Origin of the sequence: Demequina litorisediminis (assembly GCF_030161615.1) — a bacterium.
Lineage (GTDB): Bacteria > Actinomycetota > Actinomycetes > Actinomycetales > Demequinaceae > Demequina > Demequina litorisediminis.
Window position 1 is genome coordinate 1125511 of sequence record NZ_BSUN01000001.1, and the last position, 17802, is coordinate 1143312.

The window sequence follows — 17802 nt, forward strand, 5'->3', positions numbered from 1 at the left end:
CATGGACGGCCGTCGATGTGCCCGCGCGGCCTAGGGTGGGGCCATGGTGTGGCTCCTCACGGGCGCTTTGCTGGCAGCGCTGCTCGGCCTCGCGTTGGTGGCGGTACGCCTTCAGGCGGCGCGCCGCCACGCCTACCGGCTCGAGCGCCAACTGGTGCGGGACACGGAGGCCGAGCGTGCGCTCGCCGCCGCGGACGAGCGCGCCCGCATCGCCCGCGAGATGCATGACGTGGTGGCACATACGCTGTCCGTGGTGGTGGCGCAGGCCGACGGCGGCCGTTTCGCCGCCCGCACCGACCCCGCCAAGGCTGCCCACACACTCGAGACGATCGCCGACGTGTCCCGCGCTGCCCTGACGGAGATGCGTGCCCTGCTGGGTCTGTTGCGCATCGGAGACGAGGACGCGGCGCTCGGCCCGCAGCCCAGCATCGACGACATCCCTGCCCTGGTGGCTGCCACGCGCGACGGCGGCCTGGACTGCTCGTTTGTGACGACGGGGGCTCCCCGCACGCTGCCGATCGGCGCGGGCCTGGCGCTGTACCGGATCGCGCAGGAGGGCCTCACGAACGTGTTGAAGCACGGTGGTCCCGCCGCGAAGGCGTTCGTGCAACTCACCTGGGAGGCCGACGCCGTCACCCTCATCGTGTCCGACGACGGCCGCGGCGCTGGCGCCCGCGACGACGGCGACGGCCAAGGCCTCGCCGGCATGCGGGAGCGTGCGACCGTGTTCGGCGGCACCCTCAGCGCCGGGCCGCGCGCCGGTGGCGGGTTCGTGGTGAAGGCGAGGCTGCCGCTGACCTCTCGCGAGGCATCGGCCATACTTGCGCCATGACTGACTCCCCCGAGCGCGAGGTGCTCACCTGGCAGGGCTATGGCGACGCGTCGCGCGAACTCGCGCAGATGGTCGTCGATGACGGCTACGAACCCGACGTGGTGGTCGCCATCGCGCGCGGCGGCCTCCCCGTGGGCGGCGCGCTCTCGTACGCGCTGGGCACCAAGGGCGTGGGCACGCTCAACGTCGAGTTCTACACGGGCGTCGACGAGCGTCTCCCCGAGCCTGTGGTGCTGCCTCCTCTGCTCGACACCGACGCGATGCAGGGCCTGAAGGTGCTCGTCGCCGATGACGTGGCGGACACGGGCGAGACGCTTGCCCTCGTGAAGCGGCTCATGGAGGCTCACGCCGCCGAGGTCCGCACCGTGGTCCTCTACGCGAAGTCACGCTCCGTCATCGACCCGGATTACGTGTGGAAGCGCACGGACCTGTGGATCACGTTCCCCTGGTCTGCGCTGCCGCCCGTGACCCCCGGCAAGGCGCACCCGGAGCCTCGGCATCCAGGCATGATCCGCGTCGCCCTGGTCGACGACCAGCAGCCTCATCCGTGCCGGATTCCGCATGGTGGTCGAGTCCCAGGACGACATGGAAGTAGTGGCCGAGGCGGGCGATGGTGCGGCTGCCGTGGCCGCGCTCTCCGCTCTTGAGCCACCCGCCGACGTCGTCCTCATGGATGTCCGCATGCCGGGGATGGATGGCATCGAGGCGTGCTCCCGGGTTGCGGACGCGTCATGCACCCGCGTCGTCATGCTCACCACATTCGATCTCGACGAGTACGTGGTCGCCGCGATCAAGGCGGGAGCCAGTGGATTCCTGCTCAAGGACGCGCCGCCCGAGGACCTGCTCGCCGCGATCCGTACCGTGCACGCGGGCGACGCCGTTATCGCGCCCTCGTCGACCAAGCGGCTCCTGGCGACCGTCGCCGCCTCGGTGCCCGACCCGGGCGAGCCCGCCGCGGCATCGGCCGTCGACAGCCTCACCGACCGCGAGCGCGAGGTGCTGGTACTCATGGCGCGTGGCCGGTCGAACGCCGAGATCTGCGCGGAACTGTTCCTCGCGGAGCCCACGGTCAAGACCCATGTGGGGCGCGTGCTCGCCAAGTTGGGCGCGCGCGACCGTGTGCAGGCCGTGGTGACCGCCTACGAGGTCGGCCTGGTCCGGGCCGGCTCCTAGTCGCTAGGAACGTCAGCGCTCATTTTGGGCACCGACGAGCTCCTGTAGGAACGTCAGCGCTCTTTCGGCGTCGAAAGGTGCGCGCCCGCGCCCATCGCTCCGTCATACCTGGGTATGACGCGAATCGATGCCCCGGGCTGACGCGAGCGCACGCCCCGTCCGCGTAGCGTGACCGCCATGGGGGATGCAACGACGCCCGTCGCGCTGACGGCACGAGGGCTCACGAAGACGTATGGGGCCGGCGAGGGTGCCGTCACCGCCGTCGATCATGTCGACCTCGACATTCCCGGAGGCGTGCTCACCGCCGTGATGGGGCCGAGCGGCTCCGGCAAGACCACGCTGGTGCATCTGCTGGCCGGACTTGACCGGCCCGACAGCGGCGAGGTGTGGGTCGGCGACGACGAACTCACCGGGTTGTCAGACAAAAAACTTGCCCAGGTACGCGGCCGCGTGGTCGGCTTCGTGTTCCAGGGCTTCAACCTCATCCAGACCATGAGCGGGCGCGACAACATCGTGCTTCCGCTGAGGCTGAACCGGCTCCCGCAGGACGAGGCATGGCTTGCCACCCTCGTCGAGATGCTGGGGATCGAGCGCGAACTCGACCGGCGGCCCTATGAGATGTCGGGTGGTCAGCAGCAGCGGGTTGCCATCGCCCGCGCGCTGATCACCCGGCCGCGCGTGGTGCTCGCAGACGAGCCCACCGGCAACCTCGACACCCACGCGAGCGCGCAGATCCTCTCGCACCTGAGGACGTCGTGCCGCGAACTGGGGCAGTCCGTGGTGATGGTGACCCACGATCCCACCGCTGCGTCCTACGCGGGCCGCGTGCTGCTGTTCGCGAACGGCCGGGTCGAGGGCCACATCACGGACCCCACGCCGGAGTCGGTGCTGGCTGGGTTGGACGCGCTGGCCGGGGTCGAACGTTGAGGTGGGTACCGCCGGTCATCATCCTGGTCGCCACCCTGCTCATGACGGCGGCGGGGCCGCCACTGTGGGTGGTCTGGGACAGCGGCATCGATGACGGCATCTACTCCATCTTCTGGTCGTACCTGGCTGTCATTCTGTACGCGCCGTTCCTCATCGCGCTGATGGGAGGTACCGCCGCCGCATTCCGAGGCATGTGGATCTCGACGCGGCGGACGGACCTCGCCGCGGAGCTCGCGCTCGGAAGCACCCGCAGGCAGCTTGTCAGGGCGCACGTGCGCGCGGGAGCGCGCGAAGGCCTTGCCGCCACGGGCATCGGCCTTGGCCTGGGGGCCGTCGTCGCGCAACTGGGGGAAGGGTTCGGCCCCGGATACTGGGATGCCAACGCGCTGTGGCTGTGGCTCACGGTGTTCGCCGTGGGAGCGATCTCCCTGGTAGGCGCCTACACGCTCGTGGCCTCGTGGGCCACCCGAGGATCGGTGGCGCACGTCGCATCGGGGGCACCGCTGCCCCGAGCCGAGGCGCGACGCGGGAGGCGGCGCACGCTCACCAAGGTCGCCGTGTGGTGCGTCGCGCTCGCTGTGGCAGCCGGCGTCGCACTGTGGGCCGTGGGCGGCGACACGGACCTCGAGGTGTCTGGCTGGCGTATGGCCGTGACGTGGGTCGCGTCGTCAGTTCTGTTCGCGCTCCTCTACCTCGCCGTCCCGGGTGTGCTCGCGTATGGCGGCGCGCGGCTCGGCATCGTCTCGGCACGCGGACTCAGTCGTGCGGTCGCGGCCGGTGCACAGCCGGGCGGCGCCCGCGCCTTGGCGCACGATGCCCTCTCGCGCCCCACGCCGATGCGCACCGCCGCGATGCTGACGGTGGTGGTCGTGATGGGCTTCTCCACGGCAATGACCGTGCTCTCGTCCGGCACGTGGGGGCGCGACGCGGTGGCCTCGGATTTGTCGCCACACGCCACGGTCTCGAGCGTGCGGCTCGACACCCTGGCCTGGGCGGATGGCCTCCAGACGCCCGGGTGGGCCGCCTCGCTACCCGGCGACCTCATCGCTGATCTTCGCAGCGACGAACGCCTCACCGTCCTCAGCGCCGGGGTCCTCACTACTGACCCACGCGAGGTCCCCATCGACGCCGAGTCTTCGGAGACTGAGACGCATCAGGACGTGCTCCTCGCCGTGCACGGCTCGGCCATCAGCGCACTGCAGCCCGATGCTCGGGTGGCTCTGGGCATGGGTCCGGCCACCGAGTGGGAGTCGTGGACGGTGGGCAGCGTCGGCGCCTTTGCGGCCGATGATTCCTACGTGCAGATGGACGGCGAGCGGCGCGAGACCACGATGTACGGGTCCACCGGACCGTGGTCGGGAGTCGACCGGGACTGGGCGGAATCGACCTGGGGCGCCGCTCCCACCGCGGCGCTCCTGCTGTATCCCGCAGGGGACGTGCCGGTCAGCGACGTCCTCGCCGACTACGACCTCGCCGCGGTCGAGACCGTCACGTTCAACCCTGACGACCTTGCGGTGTACTCGCAGAGCCTTGCGCAGACGGCTCTCGTGACGGGCTGCTTCCTCCTGGTCGCCATCGCCATGGTGATCGCGCTCGCATGGTCGTCACAGCGCCTGCGCGCCAAGGACCACGCGACACTCCTCGCGCTTGGGGCAACACCCGGAGCCTTGAGGGGCGCGACCGCTCTCGAGGCGGGCATCGGTGTGCTGACGGCCGGTGCCGCGGGGGTCGTGGGAGGCGCCGCGGTGGGAGTTCTCCTCGACGCCTTCTTCGGCACGGCTCCTCACGGCGCTGGCGAGGTGTTGGCCGCGGTGGGCTTCACTCTCTCGGTGGTGCCGTGGGGCATGCTCGCGGCGCTCGTGGTGGGCGCGGCCGCGCTCGCGGCCATCGGCGCCAGCGTCATCCGCATTCGACTCGACAGGCTCAGCCCCGCGGCCCAATTGGTGGAGGCGCAGAAGGCGGGTCTGCCGTGATCACCGGGCCGATGCGCTGGGCGGCAGGCGTGGTCCTCGCCCTGGGTGCAGGGTTTGGGGCGTGGATGGCCGGCCCCGTGTGGGCCCCGCTGGGGACCTTTGACGACGGCACGGGGCCGGCATGGCTTCCGTGGCTGATGGCGCTGTTCTTCTATGGCATTCCCGGGCTCGTGATCGTCGGCATCCTTGCGACGTTGTTCCTGCGCCTGGGGTTGGTGAGCGCGCGCGATGGTCTGGCAACACGGATGGCGCTCGGCGCGACGCGGCGCGACATCCTGCGCACCGCTGCGGTCGCGAGCGCCCGTGACGGGGCAATCGCCGCAGCGGTGGGTGTCCCCGTGGGGCTTGCACTCGCGCAGGCCGCCTCTGATTTCTCGCCGATGTCCTCCCAAGAACTCCCGGGCGACCCCTCGCTCCAGTGGGGAGCCGTGGCGTGGGCTGTCGCCGTGTTCGCCGGGTTCGCGGCACTCGCAGGGCTATGTGGCGTCCTGGCGTACGCGGCGCTCACCAAGGGCGCGCCCGATGCGATGGCGCGCGCCGTCGCAGGCGATACCGACGTGGCCGCGCCGTCACTGCCACCGCGGGCATGGCACCGCGTTGCACGCGCGGTGCCGGTCGTCGCGAGTGTCCTTGGCTTCGCGCTCGTCATTCTCAACCGGACGGTGCCGCTCGACGCGTGGGCGTCGGAGAATCTCGAATCGCCCGGTGACCTCGTGTGGGCGAAGAACATAGGCCTGATGGTTGCCGCCGTGGCGGCGGTCTGGTGTGCCTTTCGCCTGCTGAGGTGGGCCTCCGAGCGAGCGGTGAGGACGGCATCGGCCGTTCTGGGCCGTGGCGACACCACCGGCGGACGGGCGTTTGCCGCGGACGGCCTCGCGCGCCCCTCGGCGACGCGGCGGCGCGTCCTCACGGTGACGGCGATCGTCGCCACCCTGTGGGCGTGGAGTTGGGGCGCAAGTGGCGCCTCAGAGGCAGACATCGATGCTGCGCTCAGCGTGGATGCCGTCGCCATCGTGACCTCCGTGGACCCGTGGGCGGAGTCGGGACTTCCCACGGGGCTCAGCCGCATCGGCCTCGACCAGGACGTGATCGCCACCCTCGCGGATGATCCTCGCCTACGCGTGATCCCCGCGCGGGTCCTAGTCGGCGCTCCACAGACGGTGACGCTCAGTGACGGGACCCGCGACCTCGGCGAGGTGGCGACAGCGGAACTGGTGTTGGCGGTGGACCAGGCCGATGCCGACGCCGTCGCGCCCCACGCGTACCGCACCATGGGGCTCGCTTCCGGAGTCCTGCTCGGCGGCCGCGACGAGGAATACCTGCCCGGGGAGGATTTCGTTCCACGAGCCCCCACCGGCGTGGGGACCATCACCACGTGGGCGGGCCACACTCCCGTCTTCGGGTTGGACTCTGAGGCTCCCATCACGACTGTCGACGGCGAGTGGGCGCGCGACATCTGGGGCGAGGCCCCCGTCTCGGCGCTCGTGGTGCTGAGCGCCGGGGCCCCCGACCAGGAGTTCGGCATGCCGTCGCCGGACGTGATCGCGGCGATCGACGCCGCCGTCCCCGACGGACGGGGGTTCGTCCTCTCGACCGCCACTGACAGCGGATGGCTGGTCCTGCCGAGCCATGGGTTCGCCGTCGTTCTTGGGGGCATCGGCGCCGCCGTGGTGGTGTTGTTGGCCGCCGGCGTGGCACACGCATCGGCCACAAGTCGACGACGCGACCTGGCGACTTTCGCCGCGCTCGGGGCGACCCCGCGGTCTCTGCGTGCCGCGCCCAGGTGGGAGGCGGTCGTGACTGTCGGCTCTGCGGCAGGGGTAGGGACGCTCCTGGGGGTGGGGTTGGCGCTGGCATTCAGCAACCCTTTCCTGCTCGCTCCGGGCGCTCCGTTCGACGCGGGCGAGATCGGCTGGCACCTGGCGCACGGGCTGACGACTGTCCCGTGGCTGGTCGTCATCGGCGGGTGCGTGGTCGCGGTCACGGCGGCTGCCCTCGTCGCCGGATGGGCGGGTCGCTCCATGGCGACGGGCACGCCGGTGGATGAGTTGCGCGAAGCGCAGAGGGAGGGGGCACGATGATCGGCACGCTGCTGCGGGAACAGCTTCGGGCGCAGCGCGGGGCGCTCGTGTGGATGACGGTGCTCATCGCGGGCGCAGCAGGGTTTGCCGCCTATGCGTGGACGGCGAACCTCACCGACGAGGCGCTCGCGCAGCAGGCGGCGGTACTGCAGGGCCATGGGGACTTCGCGGGTACAGCAGCCGTGGTCGAGGACCACAGCAACGACCTGATCGCTTCCGACTGGGGCACGCCCATGACGCGTGATGAGATCGCGGACTTCGTGGCGCAAGCGAACGCAGAGGGTGCCCGGTTGGTAGGCTTCCGAACGCGCGGACTCCGTGCGGATCGCACCCCTTGTTGACACCGACCAGGCCTACGGCGTGGCCGACGTGCGGACATACGCGGGCGCCGTCCCGTGGGATGTGGGACTCTCCGAGGGTGCAGCGCCCGGCGACGGCGAGATCGCGATTCCCTCCACGGTCGCATCCGCCTGGGGAGTCGGCATCGGCGACCTCGTCGAGGTGGGCTACTCGGTGTGGCACGACGACGACACGTATGAGGAGGTCGGCGCGGGCACCCGCGAGATCTCGGGGCTCGTTGTCGATGCCGTCGGCTGGAACGAGGAATGGGCGCGGGACGCGACCACCGCCCTCGCCACCGACGATCCGGTCCTCGCCGCAAGCGTCGCAGCACAAACCGTGTACGGGTGGGAGGGCTACTCGTTCCCCCAGGTGGAGTTCACGTGGGAGACCTCCACCGTCACGACCGAAGCGTGGTTCCCCTTCCCCCACCCGCGATGGTCTCTGGGCGACTCACAGGCCGGCCCCGCCATCATGCTTGCCGCCGTTCTCGCTCTCGGCACCGTCGTGGCCGCGGTCGCTGTTGGGCGTAGCCAGGCGGAGCGTCGTGCACGCTGGACTGCCACCGCACGGGCACTCGGCGCGTCTCGCTCTTCGATCGCGGTCGCGACCCTCGGCGAGGGCGCAGTCGTCGGTCTCACAGGCGGCCTTGCCGGGCTCGGGGTCGGGCTCGGCGTCGCGTCGGTGAATCTCGACAGGGTGCTGAGTTCACACACCGCACCGCCCGATGTGTCGCTGATCGTTCCTCCGGCCACCCTTATTACGGCACTCGTCGGGGGCCTCGCGCTCGGCCTCGTCGTCACCGCGATTCCTGCTGCGCTCGCCGCCAGGGTGAGCCCCGCATCGGCACTGAAGGATGCGGCCGCTGTCGACGAGGCGGAACTCACACGGCACGTCCGCGTGTGGCCCGTCGTGGCGTTCACCGTGACGGCGTATAGCGCCGCGATCGTGTTGATGGCACTCGACGACGGACGAGGTTCATGGTGGCCTGGCTTGTGCGGTGCAGCCGCGGCCGTCGCAGGCTTCGCGTGCATGATCGAGGCGTCCCGCCGAACGGCTGCGGCACTTGGGCGCTGGCTCTCGCGACGGGGCGCCCCCTCAGCGGTGCGCGCAGGGCTCGACCTCCTCGCGCACCCTCGCCAAGCGGCTTCGCTGCTGCTGGTGCAACTCCTCACCACAGGCGTGCTCGTCGCCATCACGGCCACGATGTCTGGACCGGGTTCCGCGGATTTCGGGTGGTCTGCGTACGCGACATCGGACGTCACATGGTCGACTCTTGTTGATGTCGCCGGGTGGTGGCTTGTGGCCGCTCCGGTTTCATGGCGAACGGCATTGGCGGTGATGGTGGCGCTGCAGGTCCTCGCGGGCGCGATCATCGCGGGCAGTAGAGGGCTCGCCTCGGGCGAGGAAGCCACCACTCGCGCTCTCGGCATTGACGCACGCGACGCGCAACGCGCGGAGTTCCTTCGCACCGCACTCCCCCAGTGCCTCGGCGTGGTCGCAGGCGCCGTGATGGCATTCTCCGCGACCCTCCCCATCGTCCTGATCCGCACCTCGCAGGAAGATTGGCCACTTTTCCCCGACCCCTCCACGAGCGCGCTCTATACGGTGCTGCTGGTGGGCTTGGGACTCGTCGTGATCGCCGCGGGCGCCGCACTGGCCTGGGCCGTGCGCGCCGCCGGGGAGCGCACGCACCGTCGGCCGGCCCCCGCTCAGCAGTCCCGATGAGCGCTGGCGTTCCTGCGGGAGCCCCCGCACGCCAGAAATGAGGGCTGACGTTCCTAGGGCGGGGGTGGGTAGGGTGGCGCGCATGACCGGATACGCAGGCGACCTCACTCCCACCGAGGCCTGGGAGTTGCTCACCAGCAACCCCGACGCCCGCCTCGTCGACGTCCGCACCGAGGCCGAGTGGCGCTTTGTGGGCCTGCCCGACACGTCCGCGACCGGCAAGGACCCCATCCTCGTCGAGTGGGCCTCGTACCCCGCCATGCAGCGCAACGAGGCCTTCGTGGACCAACTCCTCGCCGCGGGACTCACGCCTGGCTCGGACGCACCCGTGGTGTTCCTGTGCCGCTCGGGCCAGCGCAGCATCGGCGGTGCCACCGCCGCCACGGCCGCCGGAATCGGCCCTACCTACAACATCCTCGACGGCTTCGAGGGCGCCACCGACGCCGTGGGCCACCGCGGCGCACAGGGCTGGAAAGCGGAAGGTCTGCCCTGGCACCAGGGCTAATGGCCGATGCCACGGCGGGCTTCACCCGTCCGTCACCTCGCGTTCAGGATCCCTTTTCCTGACCCCCATAGATTCCCCTCGTCCGTAGACACCCACATCCCTACGAGGGGAACCACGCATGCCTTCAGTGAAGAGGGGTGCCGCGTACGCGGTCACCGCCACTCTCGCCGTCGCGCCACTCGCGGTCGCGACACCGGCACTCGCCGCACCGTCCGCCACCGAGGACGCGCTCGTCATCAACGAGGTGCAGTCCAGCGCGCCCACCACCGAGTTCGGCGGCCAGGACTGGATTGAGATCGCCAACCCGTCGGGCGACGCCATTGACGCCTCCGGCGTCGTCATGTCCGATGCCGACGCTGACCACGCCTACGTCCTGCCCGAGGGCACCGAGATCGCGGCCGGCGGCTACCTCGTCGTCACCGAGACGGAGTTCGGGTTCGGCCTGGGCAAGGGCGACTCGGTGCGGCTATTCGCGGCCGGCACCGTCATCACCGACGGCGTGATCGACGCGGCGGCGCAGCCGTTCGACGCGACCACGTGGGCAGCGGGTCAGCACACCAACGCCGCGGGCGCCTCCTGGGGACGCCTGCCCGACGGCACCGGCGCCTTCGCCTCCACCGCCGTCTCGACTCCCGGCACCGCGAACCTCGCCGAGGTCCCCCCGGCGACCGTCGAGGACTCGGTAGTCGTTAACGAGGTCCAGTCGGCCGCGCCCGACACGGAACTGAATGGCCAGGACTGGATCGAGCTCGCCTCGACTGCGGACGAGGCTCTGGACCTCGGCGGCGTCGTCGTGTCCGATGCCGACGCCGACCACGCCTACGTGATCCCCGAAGGCACCGAGATCGCGGCCGGAGGCCACCTGGTCATCACCGGCGATGTCTTTGGCTTCGGCCTCGGCAAGGGCGACTCCGTGCGCCTCTTCTCCGCCGGCACCACCATCACAGAGGGCGTCATCGACGCGGCCGCCGAGCCCTTCGACTCGACCACGTGGCCCGATGGACAGCACACCGTGCCTTCGTGGGGCCGCTGCTCCGATGCGACCGGCGACTTCCGCATGACGGGTGCCACCACTCCTGGCGCCGTCAACGACTGTACCGGCGACGTCGAGGTGCCTGTCGAGGAGCCCGCCGAGTACTCGGGTGCCCTCACCATCAACGAGGTGGAGTCCAACGGCGACGACACCGACTGGGTCGAGGTCATGAACCTCACCGACGCGGACATCGACATCTCCGGTTGGGCCATCAAGGATGACGGCGATGCACGCACCGACGTGGTGCCCGCCGGATCGGTGGTCCCCGCCGGTGGCCTGCTGGTCATCGATCAGGAGTCGGCGACGTACCCCGAGGGCTTCACGTTCGGCCTCGGCGACGGAGACATGTTCCGCCTGTATGACGCGCAGGGAAACCTGGCGGCGAAGTACACGTGGCCCGGCCACGCCCTCGTCTCGTGGGCGCGCTGCCCCGATGGCACCGGCGACTGGCGCGACTCGACCGCCTCGACCAAGGGCGAGCCGAACGAGTGCTCGACGCCGCTGAGGATCAACGAGGTGTCCTCGCAGGGCACCGACTTCGCCGAGATCATCAACATCGGCGCCACCGATGTGGACGCCTCGGGACTCATCGTCAAGGACTCCGATGACGGCCACGTCTTCACCATTCCCGCAGGCACCGTGCTCGCGCCGGGCGCGCTGGTGGCGTTCGACAACCTGGGCTACGGCTTGGGCAGCGGCGACGCCGTGCGCCTTTTCGAGGCCGACGGCACCACGCTGATCGACTCCTACGAGTGGGCCGAGCACGGCACCCCCGGCTGGGGCCGCTGCCCCGATGGCCGGGGAGACTGGGCGGCCACCGCATCGGCCACCCCTGGTGACCTCAACGACTGCGATGGCTTTGTCCGCGCCGAGGCGTGGCCCGGCGGCGCATCCGTGAGCGTTCTCGACGGCGAGGACTGGTTCTCGGGAGACATGTCCGGCATCGACTACGACACCGCGACGGGCTCGCTGTGGGCCGTCCAGAACGGCGACGGTCTGCTGTACCGACTCACGGCCGATGCCGAGGGCACCTGGTCACTTGCCGACGGCTACGCGTCGGGTCGCGTCCTCGCCTACCCGGGCGGCGAGTCCGGCGTGGTCGACGCCGAGGGCGTGACGGTTCGCGAGGGCGAGCCCGGCGTCGTCTACGTGTCCACCGAGCGCAACAACGACGCCGGCTCCGTGAGCCGTCCGTCGGTGCTGCGCTACGAGGTCACCGGTTCGGGCGCGCTGGTGGCGACCGACGAGTGGAACCTTGCGCAGGCTCGCACCGCTGGCGAACCTGTCCGCCAATGGTGGCCTCGAGGGCATCACTTACCTGCCCGCACTCGACGCCTTCGCGGTGGGCGTGGAGAGCACGGCTTCGGTGTACATCGTGACGTTGGACGCGAACAGTGAGGTGACGCTGCTCGACACCTTGTCCACCGAAGCGGCGGGCTTCTCGCTCGTGGCCGACGTGCAGTGGGACGCCGAGCGTGACCAGGCTCTGGGTGGTTTGCGACGAGGCGTGCGACGGCCGCATCGCGGTCTACGAGCAGGTGGACGGCGCGTGGGAGATGACCTCCCTGTACGAGCGTCCCGCTGGCATGGGCAACCTCGCCAACGAGGGCTTCGCGATCGCGCCGTCGACGACGGCCGTGAACGGCACCGTCGCCACGTTCTACGTCGACGATGCCGACACCGATGGGTTCTCGCTGCGTTCGGGCACGCTGCCCGCGGTGTCGGTGGACCCGGTTGACCCCGTCGATCCGGTTGACCCGGTGGACCCGGTTGACCCGGTTGACCCGGGCGATGGCGACGGCGGTACCGACCAGCCTGGGGACACCGACGGCGGTGACACGGACGGCAACACGGAGCAGCCTGGCGATACCGGTGGCGACACCACGATCACGGACCTGGGCTGCACGGTCGAGGCACCGGCATCGGCCGCTCCCGGCGACGCGATCACCGTGGTGATCGACCGCGACTGCGCCGGGGCCGACGTCGACTCGGTCGAGGTGTGGATGCACTCCGAGCCCACCTTCCTCGGCACCTTCGCGGTCGCCGCGGACGGCTCCGTGGACATCGAGGTCCCCTCCTCGATCCCGGCGGGCGAGCACACGATCATCGTGCGCCTGGCCGATGGCACCATCGTCGGTACCGCCGCCATCACCGTGGCAGCCGACGGCTCGGCCTCGCTCTCGGGCACCGGCCCGGCCGATGCCGCCGCGCTCACCTGGGCGGCGCTCGCGCTCGCACTCGGCGGAGCCGTCGTCCTCGGCGCCCGCCGCCGCGTGCGCTGACGCCCATCCGGCCACAACCCGGGTGAGCCACCCGCTCACCGCTTGACCCGCAGGGGCGGGGATCCCACCGGATCCCCGCCCCTGCGGCGTGTGGCGACCACGGCATCGGCCGCCTGCCATGACCAGGCGCGGCCACGCATCGGCCCTCGCTAATGTGGACCCATGGACACTCCGAATCTCAGCCCCGAGACCCTTGCCCTTCACACCGGCATTCACCGCTCCGAGGCCAACGAGATGTCGGAGGGCATGTACCTGACCCAGGGGTATGCCTACGAGTCCGCGGAGCAGGCGCGCGATGCGTTCGCAGGCGCCATCGACATCTACATGTACTCGCGGTACGCGAACCCCACCGTGACGGCCTTCGAGGAGCGCCTCGCCGCCATCGAGGGTGCCGAGCGATGTTTCGCGACCTCGACCGGCATGTCCGCGGTGTTCGTGGCGCTCGGCTCGATCCTCGGCTCCGGCGACCGGCTCGTGGCGGCAAAGGCGCTCTTCGGGTCCACCCTCCAGACCTTCACCAACTTCTTCGAGAAGTGGGGCATCCAGATCGACTACGTCGACGGCAATGACGCCGACGCGTGGGAGACCGCACTCGCAACCCCTGCCAAGGTGGTCTTCATCGAGTCGCCCACCAACCCGATGCAGGACGTCCTCGACATCCCGTTCATCGCCGAGAAGGCTCACGCGGCCGGCGCCATGCTGATCGTCGACAACGTCTTCGCGACGCCGCTGGGCCAGAAGCCGCTCGAGCTCGGCGCCGATGCCGTGGTGTACTCCGCGACCAAGCACATCGACGGCCAGGGCCGCGTGCTCGGTGGCGCCATCCTGGGGTCCGACGAGTACGTCTACGGGCCCGTGCGCCAGATGGTCCGCAACATGGGCGCGACCATCTCGCCGTTCAACGCGTGGGTGCTGCTCAAGGGTCTGGAGACGCTCGGTGTGCGGGTGCGTGCCCAGGCGGCCGCGGCCCTCGACCTTGCGTCGTGGATGGAGCAGCACCCCAAGATCGACTCGCTCCGCTACCCCCTGCTGCCCTCGCACCCGCACTACGAGCGGGCCGTGAAGCAGATGACGCTCGGGGGACGCTCGTGACCGTCGACCTGTTTGTGGGCGAGGGCGTGGACCGCGCGGGCGCCGAGGCGCAGGCCGCCGCGTTCCGCTTCATGAACGGGCTGAAGGCTGTTCACCATCTCGAACAACCTGGGTGACGCGAAGTCGATCTCGACCCATCCCGCGACGTCGACGCACAACAAGTTGTCGGTGGAGGAGCGGGCCGCCGTGGACATCTACGAGACGACCGTGCGTTTGTCGATCGGCCTCGAGAACGTCGAGGACCTGCGCAGGGATCTGGATCAGGCGCTGTCTCTGGTCTAATGCGGTGGTCTGACTTGGTGGTCTAGTTCGCTGGTTCGCTTCGTCCCCAGGCCGGGGTGGGGCGGGGCGCTGTCCCCAGGAAGTGCTGGTTTACCAGGAATGTCAGTGGTAGCCGGCATGCTGGTGTCATGACCTTTTCCACGTCCGCGCTTGCCGCCAGCGTTGCCGCTGCCGGCATCTTTGAGGGCGCGGACCTGGCCTCAACACCGGCGGCTCAACTGGTGGAAGTCAAGGACGTCGTGGCACGCATTCGACGCATGGCCGATGCGTTGTTGATGGAAGTGGCAGGCGAGATCGCCCGACGCTCGACCAAGGACGACGGACCACATGGATTGGCCCGCTCACGCGGGTTTGTCTCACCGAGCCGGCTCCTGGCCGATGCGTTGGGAAGCCCGAGGCCGAGGCTCACCGCCTGTTGACGGTTACCCAGGCGACACAGCCCACGCTGGACAGTGACCGTTCGGGCGGCGCGGCTGGCGATGGTGCGGGCGGTGACGGCGCTGCTGGTGATGGTGTGGTGGGTGCGGGGCCGAGGTTTCCTGTGATCGCGTCCGCGGTGCGCGGCGGCGACCTCTCGATCGACATCGCCGCAGTACTCACGCGCTCACTGGAGCGGATCTCGGCCGTGGCCCCGGACGCGGTGGCCGATCTCGAGGCCCGCATGGTCGCCAAGGCCGCGACCTTGTCACTCGCCGACGTGCGCCGCATGGTCGCCGCCCATGAAGCAAAGCATCGTCCGTTAGAGGTGAAGGAACGCGACGAGAAGGCGTTTGAGAACCGTTACGTACAAATCAAGGACGAGGCCGACGGATCCGTCGCGATCCACGCCCGCCTCGACGTCGCCACCGCCGCCCCCATCGTGACCGTCCTCAAAGCCGCCGTGAAGAAAGTCATGCAATCCCGACGCGACCACACCACAGGCCACAGCACGGCCGACGGTCCGGGCGTGGTGGATAGTTCGGGCGTGGATGAGCGCACCCCGGGCCAGATCCATGCCGACGCCCTGTCCGCGATCGCCCGCCACGCCCTGGGCTGTGAGTCGGTACCCACCGGGGTGACGACCACCATCGTGGTGCGCGTCAACCAAGCCGACCTCAACACCGGCACAGGCTGCGCAAGCGTGGACGGCATCGACTCCTTCATCCCCATCTCCACCGCCCAACACATGGGCGTCGACGCCGAAATCCAGCCCCTGATCTTCGGCGAGGGCATCCTGCCTCTTGGTCGCGGCCCGAAACGTCGCCTGTTCACCGACGACCAAAAACTTGCCCTCCTGGAACGCGACGGAGGCTGCGCCTGGTGCCGCGCCCCACCCTCGTACTGCGAAGCCCACCACATCCGCTGGTGGCAACACGGCGGCAAAACCACCCTCGACAACGGCGTCATGCTCTGCGTGTCCTGCCACCACCGCATCCACACCCACCACTGGACCATCACCGTGCGCAACCAACACGTCTGGTTCACCCCACCAGTCACCATCGACCCCACCCGCACCCCACGCATCGGCGGCAAACCCCACTACCAACTCGACAGTTAGAGCAGCACCCCAGAGAGAGCCCGTCCGCACACCGAGCACGAGTCGGCGGCCATCGGCGCGCGTCACGTTTGCACCGTTTTCGCATGCTACGTTCCGAGCCATGACCGCTCCCGCGCCCCCGGCAGCGGTTCCGGCATGCCGCTGTCGATCCGAATCATCGGACGCAGGCTCCGCCCCAGGCGCCCTCTTCGTGATCGCAGTCGCGGCCGCCTTCGTCGTCGGCCTCCCCTTCCTCGCCCGCACCGTCGCACCCACCGACCCCCCGGTCGCCGCCGAGGCGACCACCGTCACCATCGGCACCCCCACCGACGGCACCGTCACCATCACCGCCGCCGGCGACTGGATTCAGGACACCACCACCGACGCCTACGTCGAGTTCACCAACGCCGGCGCCGTCCTCTCCATCGCCGCACCCCAGCCCGTCGCCGCCACCGGCACCCCCGAGCAGGTGATCCAGGGCACCATCGCCTCCCTTGCCGCGGACGTCTCCGCCGCCTGGGTCGCCTCCGACCCCATCGAGATCTCCACCGACAACGGCGACCCCGGCCTCTGCGTCACCGGCACCACCGTCACCGACATCGCGATGACCTGCGCCATCCAGCACCACGACGAAGTCTCGACCCTCACCGCCACCGCCTCCACGCAGGTCTGGCCCTCTCTCCAGCCCAGCGTCGACGCCATCCTGCGCTCCATCACCTTCACGGACCCGGCCCCATGACCACCGCCGAGCCGCCCCCCACCACTGTCGCGATCGCGACCCTGCGTAGACCCCTCCCCCGCACCGCAACCTTCGTCGACGTCCGCTCCCTCGTCTTCTGGGCAGGGGCCGCCGTCACCCTCTACGGACTCGTCACCTGGCTTCCCCTCGTCGCCGCGAGCCTCCGCATCCAGCCCGCCACCGGAGTCCTGTCCGGCATCGTCTGGCTTCTCTACGGATGCGCCTTCCTCCTGGTCCTGTACCGGATGGAGCTCTTCGAGCGCCGCTCCCCCATGACCGTCGCCGGCGCCCTCGCATGGGGCGCCTTCGCCGCCCCGGGCCTCGCTGCCGTATCTGCGCCCGCCATGCACGACCTGGTCGCCGCCGTCCTTCCCGTCGACGAGGCCTGGATCTCCTCCTTCGCCGCCCCACTCGTCGAGGAGCCCCTCAAGTGGCTCGGCATCGTCGCCCTCGCCCTCATCCCCGGCGCCCGCCTCCGCTCGGCAGCCGACGGCCTCTTCTACGGCGCCGTAGTCGGCCTGGGATTCCAGGTCTCCGAGAGCCTTCATGTACTCCGCCGTCCTCGGCTCCGACGGCACCGCCGCGACGGTCTGGGCGATGCTCATCCTGCGCGGCGTCATCGGCGGCCTCTGGAACCACCCGACCTTCTCGGCCATGTCAGGCGCAGGCGTCGGCTACTTCTTCAACGCCTCCGCGGCACCCTGGCGGCGCTGGGGTGTCCTCCTCGGCACCCTCGCCCTCGCCATCGTGGTGCACGGCTTCTTCAACACCCCCATCGTCAACGCCAACGCCTTCGTCTCCTCCATCATCAAGGGCGTCCCGGTGCTCCTGCTGTTCCTGTGGGTGCTGCGCTGGGCTCACCTGCGCGAGCGCCGTACCTTCGCCGGGCTCGCCGCCGACGTAGTGCCCGATGACCTCGTCAGCCCCGCCGACTTCCGACTCCTCGCCACGCGACGCGTGCGCCAGGGCTGCGCCGCGAAGCCACCAGGCGAGCCGGACGCGAGGCCGCCCGCACCCTGAAGTACCTCCAGGGCGCACAGTTGAGCCTGCTCACCGCCACCCACGAGGACGGCTGGGATACGCCCCGCACCATCGAGCCTGTCCGAGGACGTCCGCACCATCCAGGCCGACCTGCGCGCCCTCTACGCAGCGGCCGGAGTGGTCAACGGCCCCGGCCTCACCCCCGAGCCGGCTCCGGTGTCCTCGCGTCGCATCCGCGTCCAGCGTTGGGCGGAGACCACCCGCGGTCGCCTCGAAACCGAGGGCGCGCGCCAGATGGTCCGCGACGCGGCTACCGGCG

13 protein-coding genes and 4 pseudogenes are annotated in these 17802 nt (G+C 70.1%); all 17 read left to right on the forward strand.

Annotated elements, in window-relative coordinates; translation table 11 throughout:
• Positions 1-43: 43 nt before the first annotated feature.
• A complete protein-coding gene (locus tag QQK48_RS06945; RefSeq protein WP_284327952.1) occupies positions 44-832 on the forward strand; it encodes a sensor histidine kinase in 789 nt (262 codons plus the stop codon).
• Positions 829-1305: pseudogene (locus QQK48_RS06950) on the forward strand (phosphoribosyltransferase); the annotation flags it as partial. The gene QQK48_RS06945 and the pseudogene QQK48_RS06950, both read left to right, overlap by 4 nt.
• 33 nt (positions 1306-1338) lie before the next feature.
• A pseudogene (locus tag QQK48_RS06955) lies at positions 1339-2005 on the forward strand (response regulator).
• A gap of 177 nt (positions 2006-2182) precedes the next feature.
• The gene (locus QQK48_RS06960) at positions 2183-2932 is read left to right on the forward strand and encodes an ABC transporter ATP-binding protein (RefSeq protein WP_284327953.1); all 750 of its coding nucleotides are present in this window, start codon (positions 2183-2185) and stop codon (positions 2930-2932) included.
• Positions 2929-4905: an FtsX-like permease family protein gene (locus QQK48_RS06965; protein ID WP_284327954.1), complete on the forward strand. Its 1977-nt coding sequence runs from the start codon at positions 2929-2931 to the stop codon at positions 4903-4905. The genes QQK48_RS06960 and QQK48_RS06965 overlap by 4 nt, the downstream gene beginning before the upstream one ends.
• Positions 4902-6986 carry an FtsX-like permease family protein gene (locus QQK48_RS06970; RefSeq protein ID WP_284327955.1) on the forward strand — a complete coding sequence of 695 codons (2085 nt, stop codon included), beginning with the start codon at positions 4902-4904 and terminating at the stop codon, positions 6984-6986. Before QQK48_RS06965 ends, QQK48_RS06970 begins: the two co-directional genes overlap by 4 nt.
• The gene (locus QQK48_RS06975; protein WP_284327956.1) at positions 6983-7327 is read left to right on the forward strand and encodes a hypothetical protein; all 345 of its coding nucleotides are present in this window, start codon (positions 6983-6985) and stop codon (positions 7325-7327) included. The genes QQK48_RS06970 and QQK48_RS06975 overlap by 4 nt, the downstream gene beginning before the upstream one ends.
• Positions 7305-9053, forward strand: a complete 1749-nt coding sequence (locus tag QQK48_RS06980) for an FtsX-like permease family protein (RefSeq protein ID WP_284327957.1) — start codon at positions 7305-7307, stop codon at positions 9051-9053. Before QQK48_RS06975 ends, QQK48_RS06980 begins: the two co-directional genes overlap by 23 nt.
• Before the next feature lie 82 nt (positions 9054-9135).
• Positions 9136-9558, forward strand: a complete 423-nt coding sequence (locus tag QQK48_RS06985) for a rhodanese-like domain-containing protein (RefSeq protein WP_284327958.1) — start codon at positions 9136-9138, stop codon at positions 9556-9558.
• Between the two features lie 118 nt (positions 9559-9676).
• On the forward strand, positions 9677-11989 hold the full coding sequence (locus tag QQK48_RS06990; protein ID WP_284327960.1) for a lamin tail domain-containing protein: 2313 nt from the start codon (positions 9677-9679) through the stop codon (positions 11987-11989).
• Between the two features lie 77 nt (positions 11990-12066).
• Positions 12067-12873: a hypothetical protein gene (locus tag QQK48_RS06995; protein ID WP_284327961.1), complete on the forward strand. Its 807-nt coding sequence runs from the start codon at positions 12067-12069 to the stop codon at positions 12871-12873.
• Positions 12874-13119: 246 nt separating this feature from the next.
• Positions 13120-14247, forward strand: a pseudogene (locus tag QQK48_RS07000) (aminotransferase class I/II-fold pyridoxal phosphate-dependent enzyme).
• Between the two features lie 128 nt (positions 14248-14375).
• Positions 14376-14666: a hypothetical protein gene (locus tag QQK48_RS07005; RefSeq protein ID WP_284327962.1), complete on the forward strand. Its 291-nt coding sequence runs from the start codon at positions 14376-14378 to the stop codon at positions 14664-14666.
• Between the two features lie 98 nt (positions 14667-14764).
• On the forward strand, positions 14765-15784 hold the full coding sequence (locus tag QQK48_RS07010) for an HNH endonuclease (RefSeq protein WP_284329328.1): 1020 nt from the start codon (positions 14765-14767) through the stop codon (positions 15782-15784).
• 100 nt (positions 15785-15884) lie between these two features.
• Positions 15885-16502 (forward strand): hypothetical protein, encoded by a 618-nt coding sequence (locus QQK48_RS07015; RefSeq protein ID WP_284327963.1) that lies wholly within the window; start codon positions 15885-15887, stop codon positions 16500-16502.
• 272 nt (positions 16503-16774) lie between these two features.
• Positions 16775-17032: pseudogene (locus QQK48_RS21440) on the forward strand (PrsW family glutamic-type intramembrane protease); the annotation flags it as partial.
• Positions 17033-17099: 67 nt separating this feature from the next.
• Positions 17100-17522, forward strand: a complete 423-nt coding sequence (locus QQK48_RS21445) for a PrsW family glutamic-type intramembrane protease (RefSeq protein ID WP_431308303.1) — start codon at positions 17100-17102, stop codon at positions 17520-17522.
• Positions 17523-17802: the final 280 nt, after the last annotated feature.

Excerpts from the sequence above, each read along its gene's own strand:
- QQK48_RS06945 (WP_284327952.1), top strand. The coding sequence starts at position 44 with ATGGTGTGGCTCCTCACGGGCGCTTTGCTGGCAGCGCTGCTCGGCCTC.
- QQK48_RS06960 (WP_284327953.1), top strand. The coding sequence starts at position 2,183 with ATGGGGGATGCAACGACGCCCGTCGCGCTGACGGCACGAGGGCTCACG.
- QQK48_RS06985 (WP_284327958.1), top strand. The coding sequence starts at position 9,136 with ATGACCGGATACGCAGGCGACCTCACTCCCACCGAGGCCTGGGAGTTG.
- QQK48_RS06975 (WP_284327956.1), top strand. The coding sequence starts at position 6,983 with ATGATCGGCACGCTGCTGCGGGAACAGCTTCGGGCGCAGCGCGGGGCG.
- QQK48_RS07005 (WP_284327962.1), top strand. The coding sequence starts at position 14,376 with ATGACCTTTTCCACGTCCGCGCTTGCCGCCAGCGTTGCCGCTGCCGGC.
- QQK48_RS21445 (WP_431308303.1), top strand. The coding sequence starts at position 17,100 with ATGCTCATCCTGCGCGGCGTCATCGGCGGCCTCTGGAACCACCCGACC.
- QQK48_RS07015 (WP_284327963.1), top strand. The coding sequence starts at position 15,885 with ATGACCGCTCCCGCGCCCCCGGCAGCGGTTCCGGCATGCCGCTGTCGA.
- QQK48_RS06990 (WP_284327960.1), top strand. The coding sequence starts at position 9,677 with ATGCCTTCAGTGAAGAGGGGTGCCGCGTACGCGGTCACCGCCACTCTC.